At 46.4% G+C, this 10940-nt stretch carries 11 protein-coding genes and 1 pseudogene; 7 read left to right on the top strand and 5 right to left on the bottom strand.

The features are described 5' to 3' along the window. Together ACO6V1_RS20060 and ACO6V1_RS20055 are read right to left on the bottom strand one after the other, a co-directional pair. Nucleotides 1-1211: hypothetical protein (locus ACO6V1_RS20060; protein ID WP_422468200.1), on the bottom strand; the 1211-nt coding region annotated here is incomplete at its 3' end. A gap of 9 nt (nt 1212-1220) precedes the next feature. Beyond that, the gene (locus ACO6V1_RS20055) at nt 1221-1832 is read right to left on the bottom strand and encodes a hypothetical protein (protein ID WP_422468198.1); all 612 of its coding nucleotides are present in this window, start codon (nt 1830-1832) and stop codon (nt 1221-1223) included. A 111-nt stretch (nt 1833-1943) separates the two neighbouring features. On the opposite strand from ACO6V1_RS20055, the gene ACO6V1_RS20050 reads away from it, so the two are divergent. Beyond that, a complete protein-coding gene (locus tag ACO6V1_RS20050; RefSeq protein WP_422445547.1) occupies nt 1944-3032 on the top strand; it encodes a hypothetical protein in 1089 nt (362 codons plus the stop codon). Here the strand turns inward: ACO6V1_RS20050 and ACO6V1_RS20045 are convergent. Both ACO6V1_RS20045 and ACO6V1_RS20040 read right to left on the bottom strand, forming a co-directional pair. Beyond that, complete coding sequence (locus ACO6V1_RS20045) at nt 3004-3330, bottom strand: hypothetical protein (protein WP_422445549.1); 327 nt, start codon at nt 3328-3330, stop codon at nt 3004-3006. The genes ACO6V1_RS20050 and ACO6V1_RS20045 overlap by 29 nt on opposite strands. A gap of 448 nt (nt 3331-3778) precedes the next feature. Then, nucleotides 3779-3964 carry a hypothetical protein gene (locus ACO6V1_RS20040; protein WP_422445551.1) on the bottom strand — a complete coding sequence of 62 codons (186 nt, stop codon included), beginning with the start codon at nt 3962-3964 and terminating at the stop codon, nt 3779-3781. A 135-nt stretch (nt 3965-4099) separates the two neighbouring features. On the opposite strand from ACO6V1_RS20040, the gene ACO6V1_RS20035 reads away from it, so the two are divergent. Further along, the gene (locus tag ACO6V1_RS20035; RefSeq protein WP_422468196.1) at nt 4100-5257 is read left to right on the top strand and encodes a hypothetical protein; all 1158 of its coding nucleotides are present in this window, start codon (nt 4100-4102) and stop codon (nt 5255-5257) included. Between the two features lie 155 nt (nt 5258-5412). After that, nucleotides 5413-6342, top strand: a complete 930-nt coding sequence (locus tag ACO6V1_RS20030) for a hypothetical protein (RefSeq protein ID WP_422468194.1) — start codon at nt 5413-5415, stop codon at nt 6340-6342. 571 nt (nt 6343-6913) lie between these two features. On the opposite strand, the gene ACO6V1_RS20025 is transcribed toward ACO6V1_RS20030, so the two are convergent. After that, nucleotides 6914-7063, bottom strand: a complete 150-nt coding sequence (locus ACO6V1_RS20025; RefSeq protein WP_422445557.1) for a hypothetical protein — start codon at nt 7061-7063, stop codon at nt 6914-6916. A 112-nt stretch (nt 7064-7175) separates the two neighbouring features. Between ACO6V1_RS20025 and ACO6V1_RS20020 the strand changes: the two genes are divergently transcribed. From ACO6V1_RS20020 to ACO6V1_RS20005, 4 genes and pseudogenes are all read left to right on the top strand, one after another. Beyond that, nucleotides 7176-8063 (top strand): hypothetical protein, encoded by an 888-nt coding sequence (locus tag ACO6V1_RS20020; protein WP_422468192.1) that lies wholly within the window; start codon nt 7176-7178, stop codon nt 8061-8063. 208 nt (nt 8064-8271) lie between these two features. Next, a pseudogene (locus ACO6V1_RS20015) lies at nt 8272-8678 on the top strand (hypothetical protein); the annotation flags it as partial. Nucleotides 8679-8911: 233 nt separating this feature from the next. Next, on the top strand, nt 8912-10123 hold the full coding sequence (locus ACO6V1_RS20010; RefSeq protein WP_422445561.1) for a hypothetical protein: 1212 nt from the start codon (nt 8912-8914) through the stop codon (nt 10121-10123). A 368-nt stretch (nt 10124-10491) separates the two neighbouring features. Beyond that, nucleotides 10492-10940, top strand: a 449-nt coding sequence (locus ACO6V1_RS20005) for a hypothetical protein (RefSeq protein WP_422468190.1), incomplete at its 3' end; no start/stop codon positions are given.

Below are 10940 nucleotides of genomic sequence, written 5' to 3'. Positions count from 1 at the left end.
CAGGTTGTCCAATCATCTTCAAGTCTTGCACCGTTGGGTACATTGGACAGCTGCTTAACCAGAAATTGCAGCTGGATAGAACCGGGCAATAAAGGGGCTCCGGGTATGGTGCCGCTCATTACGCCCAGATCATCCACCGTAACAATGACCTCGCCACCAGCACTGGTGCCTTCTTCATAAGTCAGCTGTATTTCGGTTCCGCTGTCAGGCAGGTTGTCCAGCTTAAAACTCAGCTCGCCGGGAGCGTAATGAATAGCGCCGCTGCCATCGCCCGTCAGCAGGCCATTGCCCTGATCAGTCAGGGTTTTATTACCACCGGATGAAATATACGTCACAGTCATGGAACCGGGCTTGATACCGGGCTTCTGAACAGTATGCCGGAAGGTCATATCATCCACCGGCACCGAGCCGGTTCTGATCGTCACCTCATCATCATTCTGAGCCACATAGCTGAGAACAATGGCACTGTCTGGATCGGGCAAAGCATCGAGGGTAATTGCCGCCGAGCCGGTTGCAAAGAGGATGGTGCCAGTTCCAGAACCAGTCATCTGTCCATTACCGGAATCCCGGATATCCTGCCATTTGCCGAGGGCGATATAGCTGACCACCAGCGTCCCCGGCCTTGGCTTGGCCTCGGCCATATTCAGGGTGTAGTTGAAGCCCCGGTTCTGGTTTGTGATTGGGATAGCACCACTGATCGCTGAGCCCGTCATTCCCACCGCTGGCTGATAAGTCGCATTACCGGAGGCCGAAAGAACTCCGCTTACTCGCCAGACGTTTACTTCCCCAAGGTCATAATCCACGGTCATCTTGGTGTAATTGTTGGTGCCGCTTTTATGGATCAGATTGCCTGTGCCGTTATCTTCAAAGGTGCCGCCATCCACCGAAAGGGTCAGGGTTCCGGGCAAAAATCCCCGCTGCAGATAGGTGCGGCTCTGGGTGCCAGTGATATGAACAAAGCGACAACTGACTGATCGGTTACTGGCCGAAGTCGCCACCACGGTCTTGCCGGTATAGCCGCCATATTGATCCAGTAATGGGCTTTCGACCTTGGCACTCGGCACCAAAGGCGCATAAACACTCTCAGCCTTTACCTTAAGGTCACCTGCGGTAATATTGGCACTCATAGACTGGATGCCATAGTAACGGCTGGTATCGGCTATCTGCGTTTCCTGAATGCGGCTGGTTTCTTCCTCTGGCTCCCCCGGCACTGGTGGCGCTCAGACAAAGGTCGTCACCAAAGGAGCGCTGATCTCCATTTCCACTTTCCGCCGGGTAAAATCTATATACTCCTGCCCGTTGTTATAGGTAAAAGACTCAACGGAATAATCAACGGCAGTAATACGGATGAACTGGCTGACTGTCTCATCTGGCGTTGTCAGCTTATAGACCTCGCCAATTTCAGGAACCGCCGATTCCTCTCGCTGATAGCCGACAACGGATCGCTGCCCTTCCAGCTGATCGCCCACCAGCTCCCACGATGCCTTAAGGCCCGGAACCACATAACTCTCGATCCGGTCTCTGGCATCGAGACGCTCGTCAGTTTGGCTGTCAGTATTGAATAACAAGACAGAAACATTCTGATCCTTGGGAGGCTCGGTCAGGATCAAATGGCCTCCAAGGTAAATGTCATTGTTGTCGGTGCTGATCCCGATAAACGCCTTACGCAAAGCCACATCACCAATGGTTCGGTCAATCCGGGAAATGTCTTGAAAGAGATTATTGACGTTGCCATCAATGACCTCGTTACCGGTCACTCGACCGCCACCGTCTTCTTCATCGGTGAGGCGCTGACTTTCGAAGAGTTTTACGTCACTATTAGTAATCGCCATAGCAAATCCTTATGCTTGGTTGACATAAATAAATGTGAATGAGTGGCGAAAGGGAGGAACTTTTATAAGAAAGCGTGGTCTTAATCTGTAATTCGATAGTTCAATAATTCAATGAATCTAATCAATCAACTTCCTTCATTCGATGCTTCTTTTTCTTATCTTTGTTCCAGTGCATTAGGCTTGGTAGATCAAGAACAGCAATTTGGTACAACCGAACAGCAGCCTATTTATCAGGGCATACCAGTTCAAGCGCTGACCCCCATTTCTATCTACAATAGCGGACCAGATACATATCAAAATGAAGCTAATCATTCTAACTCATTGATTAAATACCACATTGAATCTCTAACAAACTTCGATTCAGAAAACGCTTCTGAAACAGGTATTCAAGAGATACCACAATCTATTCTTGATAAATATGTTCCTTACCAGAATGATTATGAACACGTTAAAAATCCATTATTACTAACACCAGGTACTCCCTTTCAGCAGATAATATCGTGGGACGAGCTTGAAATTAGAGAGCAAACAACAGCGAGTCATACAAGCTCAGGTTTACAGTTAACTAATCTTCCTGCCGGAATTCATAGTTCACAAGATTTACGGCCAGTTGCTGTCGTTAATCCGTTATGCATGCACCAAGCGACAAGTGATAACCAAACAACCCAGGCAGAAGTTAATGTTGATAGCAGTTCTTCACTTGCCGAGCGCAAAAGAGAGCGCCAAAGGGAGCCTCGCAAAGATCCCGCTTACCTCAAGCGCCAAAGGGAACTCAAAAGGGAGCTTCGCAAAGATCCCGCTTACGCCGAGCGCGAAAGGGAGCGCAAAAGGAAGCGCTACCAGACAGATCCCACTTACGCCGAGCGCGAAAGGCAGCGCAAAAGGGAGCGCAAAAGGGAGCTTCGCAAAGATCCTGCTTACTTAGAGCGCGAAAGGGAGCGCAAAAGGGAGCGCTACCAGACAGATCCCGCTTACGCCGAGCGCGAAAGGGAGCGTAAAAAGCAGCATCGTCAGTCAGTCAATTCAGCTAAAAACTCCGGTGATTTACCACTGACTTCTAATTTAACTGAAACGACCCAGAGTTCCAGTAAAAATTCAGAAGGTACTGCCCCCCACTTTTCAGTCGTCAAGCTGAAGGAATATTTACAGTCCCGATCGCCCCCACTCAGCCTTAGTGAACGGTTAGCAATCGAAGGGTAAGAAGGTATTGGTCGCTATCGTCCGGGTAGGCAAACGGCATAAGCTGTTGTGCCTCAATGGGAGCCCCGTTTGACCGATCAAAGATAACGGAAAACTCCCTGTTATCTGGGAGCCTCAACGTCATTGTTTTACTAACCGCCTTGGAGAGAGCAAAGAGGCTCTTGACCGTCAGCCGGGAAACCCAACCGGCCTCGCCATTACCAGAAAGAACAATAGAACGGCCATGAACTAACTGGCCTTCCTGTACCAATAAAGCCCCGGCCAGGCTGCGTCGGTGGTTTGCTCTACCGGGTTCCATTCAAATTCATTGATCCAGAGCAGATCATCTGGAAGAGTAATGGTATCCAGTTGCATCAGACCGTCCTCATACCTGCATTTTTCAGGGCATCCAGCAGTTTGGTTTCATCCCCCGGTGTTACCCCAACATTCACATCGCCCCCCGGATATTCGAGCCGGATAATACGCTGCGGGGTTTGTAAACGGTGCGTGGGGTAGATAAGTCTGCGCTCCCCTGGCAGTCTTTAAGAGCTTGCGTTCTCTCATTATTAGCTTGCCTCCTCCGGCTCACCGGGAACGGGAGATGCCCCAATAAATTTCGTCACCAAAGGTGCGCTAATCTGCATTTCCAACTTTCGCCGGGTAAAATCGATATACTACGCTCCAGCGAAATAGGTAAAAATCTCAGTGGAATAATCAACGGCTGTAATACGGATGAACTGACTGACTGTCTCATATAGCGTTGTCAGCTAATAGACCTCGCCAATTTCAGACACCGCCCATTCCTCCCGCTGATAGCCGACAACGGCACCCTGCCCTTCCAGCTGATCGCCCACCAGCTCCCATGATGCCTTAATGCCCGGAACCAAATAACTCTCGATCCGGTCTCTGGCATCGAGGCGCTCATCGGTTTGGCTGTCAGTATTGAATGACAAGACAGAAACATTCTGATAGCCATAGCAATTCCTTATGCTTGGTTGACATAAATAAATGGTGAATGAGTGGCGAAAGGTAGGAACTTTTATAAGAAAGCGTGGTCTTAATCTGTAATTCAATAGTTCAATAATTCAATGGATCAAATCAATCAACATCCTTCATTCGATGCTTCTTTTTCTTATCTATTTTCCAGCTCATTAGGTTTAGTAGATCAAGAACAGCAATTTAGTACCACCGAACAGCAGCCTATCTATCAAGGCATACCAGTTCAAGTGCAGAACCCTATTCCTATTTACAATTGCGGACCAGATATATATCAAAATGAAGCCAATCATTCTAATTCATTGATTCAATATAATATTGAATCTCTAACAAACTTCGATTCAGAAAACGCTTCTGGAACAGATATTCCAGAGATAGCACAATCTATTCTTAATGAATATGTCTCTTACCAGCCTAATGATGAATCCGTCAAGAATACATTATTACTAACACCAGGCACTCCCTTTCAGGAGCAAATATCGTGGGACGAGCTTGAAATTAGAGAGCAAACAACAGCGAATCATACAAGCTCAGGTTTACAGTTAACTAATCTTCCTGCCGGAATTCATAGCTCACAAGATTTACGGCCAGTTGCTGTCGTTAATCCGTTATGCATACACCAAACTACAAGTGATAATCAAACAACCCGGGCAGAAGTTAATGTTGAGGGCGGTTCTTCACTTGCCGAGCGCAAAAGAGAGCGCAAAAGAGAGCGCAAAAGGGAGCGCCAAAGGGAGCGCAAAAGGGAGCTTCGCAAAGATCCCGCTTACGCCGCGCGCGAAAGGGAACGCGAAAGGGAGCGCAAAAGGGAGCGCTACCAGACAGATTCCGCTTACGCCAAGCGCCAAAGGGAGCGCAAAAGGGAGCGCTACCAGACAGACCCCGCTTACGTCGAGCGCGAAAGGGAACGCCAAAGGGAGCGCTACCAGGCAGATCCCGCTTACGCCGAGGGACAAAAGATCTATATAAAGACCTACCAAAGAATCAAAATACAAACCTCCAACAAGAAAGAAGCTAAAGAGCAAGCTGTGATCGCAAGAGAGCGGTATCTTCAGTCAGTCAATTCAGCTAAAAACTCAGGTGATTTACCACTGACTTCTAATTTAGCTAAAGCGACCCAGAGTTCCAGTAAAAATTTAGAAGGTGCTGCCCCCCGCTTTTCAGTCGTCAAGCTGAAGGAATATTTACAGTCCCGATCGATCCCTCTCGGCCTTAGTGAACGGTCAGCAATCGAAGAAAGAGATTATTGATGTTTCCATCAATGACCTCGCTGCCAGTAAGCCGACCGCCACCGTCTTCTCCTTATGCTTGGTTGATATAAATAAATGGTGAACGAGTGGCGAAAGGGAGGAACTTTTATAAGAAAGCGTGGTCTTAATCTGTAATTTGATAGTTCAATAATTCAATGGATCAAACCAATCAACCTCCTTCATTCGATGCTTCTTTTTCTTATCTTTGTTCCACTGCATTAGGTTTAGTAGATCAAGAACAGCAATTTGGTACCATCGAACAGCAGCCTGTTTATCAAGGCATACCAGTTCAAGTTCTGAACCCTCTTCCTATTTACAATTGCGGACCAGATACATATCAAAATGAAGCTGATCATTCTTATTCATTGAATAAATATATTATTACATCCCTAACAAACTTCGATTCAGAAAACGCTTCTGGAATAGATATTCCAGAGATACCACAATCAATTCTTGATGAATATGTTCCTTACCAGCGTGATTATGAACCCATTAAAAATCCATTATTACTAACACCAGGCACTCCCTTTCAGGAGCTAATATCGTGGGACGAGCTTGAAATTAGAGAGCAAACAACAGCGAATCATACAAGCTCAGGTTTACAGTTAACTAATTTTCCTGCCGACATTCATAGTTCACAAGATTTACGGCCAGTTGCTGTCGTTAATCCGTTATACATGCATCAAGCTACAAGTGATAACCAAACAATCCGGGCAGAAGTCAATGTTGATGTCAGTTCTTCACTTGCCGAGCGCAAAAAAGAGCACCAAAGGGAGCGCTACCAGAAAGATCTCACTCACGTCGAGCGCCAAAGGGAGCTTCGCAAAGATCCCGCTTACGTCCAGCGCGAAAGAGAGCGCAAAAGGGAGCGCTATCAGACAGATCCCGCTTACGCCGAGCGAGAAAGGGTGCGCAAAAGGGAGCGCTACCAGACAGATCCCGCTTACGCCAGGCGTCAAAGGGCGCGCCAAAGTGAGCTTCGCAAAGATCCCGCTTACGTCCAGCGAGAAAGGGAGCACAAAAGGGAGGTCCAAAGGAGCTTCGCAAAGATCCCGCTTACGCCGAGGGACAAAAGATCTATATAAAGACCTACCAAAGAATCAAAATACAAACCTCCAACAAGAAAGAAGCAAAAGAGCAAGCTGTGATCGCAAGAGAGCGGTATCTTCAGTCAGTCAATTCAGCTAAAAACTCAGGTGATTTACCACTGACTTCTAATTTAACTGAAACGACCCAGAGTTCCAGTAAAAATTCAGAAGGTACTGCCTCCCCGCTTTTCAGTTGTCAAACTGAAGGAATATTTTCAGTCCCGATCGAACCTATCTCACCCTGAGTGAACGGTCAATAATCGGAGGGTCATAAGGTATTGGTCTCTGTCCTCTGGATAGGCAAACGGTAAAACTTGCTGTGCCTTTAAGGAATAGTCCCGAAATAACTTCCTCATTTCGCCCAGTTTCAGGGATAGCTCTATAGTTCCATTTTGGGAGAATTTTATCTAACTGAATGGTCACGTTCGTTGAGAGTCTTGTAGAACTTGATCATCTGGATGGCGACTTGCGGGGAGTAATGGCTCAAGGTAGCTTCCTGTACTTCGTGGCGCTGAGGCCATTATCTCAGTTTTATAGCCTCAGGGGAAACCGGGAAATTATTTCGGGACTATTCCTTAGTAAAGGTCAGCAATCGAAGAAAGAGATTATTGATGTTTCCATCAATGACCTCGCTGCCAGTAACGCGCCCCCCACCGTCTTCCACATCTGTGAGGCGCTGACTTGCGAAGAGTTTTACGTCGCTATTAGTAATAGCCATAGCAATTCCTTATGCTTGATTGACATGGATATAAGGTTAATGAGTGGCGAAAGGGAGGAACTTTTATAAGAAAGCGTGGTCTTAAACTGTAATTCAATAACTCAATAATTCAATGGATAGACCAACTTCTTCTCAATTAAGTCCAGCCCCTAATGGCCTTTCTAATATTCCAAGCATATCTTTAGCTGAATCTGGTGCAACAGGTCAGGTTTTCTCCCGAATGGTTACTGAAGTTGGACTACCTGTAACTAACCATGACATGACTGACCAATCTACAAGTTCAGATAATCAAGGATATTTAAATCATAAAAAAAAATGGTTGAAAGATTTCGCTGTACAAAATCAAACTGGCTATAACGATTCTCCTGCAATTCCAGTAGCTATACCACTGGAAAATTATCAGGTTGCAGAATATGACCCTGAAAATAAAACTTTTTCGATATACTCCATAACAAAGGGTGTTCAATCAATCTCGCAAAACTCAACAGATGTTGATACCAAACTTAATTCACCCATCCAAATTCCTAAACAAGACGGCATTGGTAATTTCTCTAAATCTACAGCGCCGATTGCGATTATTACCCGACGATTGAAAAGTGAACATCTTCAACAATATATATCTCCTGCGATTCAAGACGAAGAAGCTGTTGATGAAAATTCTTCACATATTGAATGCCAAAGGGAGCTTCGCAAAGATCCCGCTTACCCCGAGCGCCAAAGGGAGCGCAACAGGGAGCGCCAAAGGGAGCGCTACCAGACAGATCCCGCTTATGCCGAGCGCCAAAGGGAGCGCAACAGGGAGCGCCAAAGGAAGCTTCGCAAAGATCCCGCTTACGCCGAGCGCGAAAGGGAGCGCAAAAAGGAGCGCTACCAGACAGATCCTGCTTACGCCGAGCGCGAAAGGGAGCGCCAAAGGGAGCGCTACAAGACAGATCCCGCTTACGCCGAGCGCCAAAGGGATCGCCAGGAAGCGCTACCAGACAGATCCCGCTTACGCTGAGCGCCAAAGGGAGTGACAAAGGGAGCTTCGCAAAGATCCCGCTACACCCAGTGCCAAAGGGAGCGCAAAAAACCTTATCATCAGTCAGTCAATTCAGCTAAAACTCAGGTGAGTTACCACTGACACAGACTGGTGTTTATTGTACATTTGCAAAAAGTCTTTATAGAGCAAATACACCTGCTCAGCCTGTCGCAGCATTTCAGCCTCAACTTTCTTTGCCCAGGCCTTGCCAGAAGTCTTGTCTGGAAAGGATAAACAAACATTTATCCGTCGCTATACCGGAGAAATCGAGAAAATCAAAAAACAGTACCCTAATGCGACATACGTTGGAGTAGCTGATGGAGCCCCGGATAACTGGACGTTCCTTGAGCCTTTTGTCTCGTAGCAGGTGCTGGATTTTTACCATGTCCCTGAATTGGTTCAGGCGTCACTGAAGCAGCTTGTAAAATATTGGTGAAGCAGCGAATGTGTCGGTCAGGAATGCGTTGGAAGGAAGAAGGAGCTTCCATGCTGCTTACCCTCAGAGCATTGGTCTGTTCATCCGGTCACTGGGAGTGTTTCTGGAAGAGAATGAATCAATACGGCTTCCCAATTGCTCATAATCTTCAGAGCTAACATCAATCAGGCTGAACACCCGATCCGATCTCTGGCATCGAGGCGTTCGTCGGCTTGGCTATCGGTATTGAATAACAAGACAGAAACATTCTGATAGACATAGCAAATCCTTATGTCTGGTTGACATAAATAAAGGATAATTTGTGAAAGAGAGGAACTTTTATAAGAAGGCGTGGTCTTAAGATGTAATTCAGTAATTCAGTAATTCAGTAATTCAGTAATTCGATAATTCAATGAATCAAACCAATCAATTTCCTTCATACGATGCTTATTTTTATTATCTTTGTTCCAGCGCATCAGGTTTATTAAATCAAGAACAGAAATTCGGTGCCACCGAACAGCAGCCTATTTATCAAGGCATACCAGTTCAAGTGCTGAACCCTATTCCTATTTATAATAGCGGACCAGACACATATCAGAATGAAGCTGATCGTTCTTATTCATTGAATCAATATAATATTGAATCTCTAACAAACTTCGATTCAGAAAGCGCTTCTGGAACAGGTATTCAAGAGATACAACAACCCATTCTTAATGAATATGTTCCTTACCAGCATGATTATGAATCCGTTAAAAATCCATTATTACCAACACCGAGTACTCCCTTTCAGCAGCTAATATCGTGGGACAAGTTTGAAATTAGAGAGCAAACAACAGCGAATCATACAAGCTCAGGTTTACAGTTAACTAATCTTCCTGTCGTAATTCATAATTCACAAGATTTACGGCCAGTTGCTGTCGTTAATCCGTTATGCATGCACCAAGCTACACGTGATAACCGAACCACCCAGGCAAAAGTTAATATTGATGGCAGTTCTTCACTTGCCGAGCGCAAAAGGGAGCGCCTAAGGGAGCGCCTAAGGGAGCGCCTAAGGGAGCGCCTAAGGGAGCGCCTAAGGGAGAGCAAAAGGGAGCGCCTAAGGGAGCACCTAAGGGAGCTTCGCAAAGATCCCGCTTACGCCCAACGCGAAAGGGAGCGCCAAAGGGAGCGCTACCAGACAGATCCCGCTTTCGCCGAGCGCCAAAGGAAGAGCAAAAGGGAGCGCTACCAGACAGATCCCGCTTTCGCCGAGCGCCAAAGGAAGAGCAAAAGGGAGCGCTACCAGACAGATCCCGCTTTCGCCGAGCGCGAAAGGGAGCGCCAAAGGGAACTTCGCAAAGATCCCGCTTACGCTGAGGGACAAAAGATCTATATAAATACCTACAAAAGAATCAAAATACAAACCTCCAACAAGAAAGAAGCAAAAGAGCAAGCTGTGATCGCAAGAGAGCGGTATCTTCAGTCAGTCAATTCAGCTAAAAACTCAGGTAATTTACCACTGACTTCTAATTTAACTGAAACGACCCAGAGTTCCAGTAAAAATTCAGAAGGTTCTGCCTCCCCGCTTTTCAGTTGTCAAACTGAAGGAATATTTTCAGTCCCGATCGAACCTATCTCACCCTGAGTGAACGGTCAGTAATCGAAGGGTCATAAGGTATTGGTCTCTGTCCTCTGGATAGGCAAACAGTAAAACTTGCTGTGCCTCTAAAGGAACACCGTTAGACCGTTCAAAAAGATAACAGAGAACTGCCGACTATCTGGGAGCGTTAGAGTCATCGTATTATTGGCCGCTTTAGAGAGAGTAAACAGGTTCTTAACCGTCAGCCGGGAAACCCAACCAGCCTCACCATTGCCAGAGAGAATGATTGGCCAGCAATTCCCGCTAAATTGATTATGGTCAATAATACCAAAGCTTTTAGACAGATCCGGCAGTTCTGAAATCGCAGAATATCAGGTAAAATATCCTGCATTACATGACTACTGTTGTTTACTGTGCCTCCATCTAATCGAAAGACAGTTGCCGAAAAACTGATCAGCATCGTTTCTAAAGAAGCTGCAAAAATACCGGATTTCCGACCAAGGAAGAGTCAGGATGCAATCCCGCTTCATGATGCGATCATGAGCGGCCTTGCCGTCATGCATTTGAAGTATCCGTCATTGCTGCAGTTTGACCGGGATTGCGTCAAAAAACCGGATAAGAAGGAAGTACTGCCTCTGATGCCAGAACCCATCACTTCTCACCCCTCGCTTTATGAATCAGTCGATGAACTGGATAAGGCGGATCAAGTGGTGCGCTATCAGTATACCGATGAGGAGGGATACCGACACTGGTTCCGGTTCGTGAACGATGTCCCTGTTAACAAGTCCCATAAAGAGACGCTGGTCAACTATCTCGAATACGTCGAAATTGATCCAAAGGGTAACAAGAAGTACGTCAACAC

This window comes from Endozoicomonas sp. ALC013 (assembly GCF_049310205.1).
Taxonomy (GTDB): domain Bacteria; phylum Pseudomonadota; class Gammaproteobacteria; order Pseudomonadales; family Endozoicomonadaceae; genus Endozoicomonas.
The sequence above is the reverse complement of the archived record's forward strand: the minus strand, read 5'-3'. Positions and strand labels throughout refer to the sequence as shown.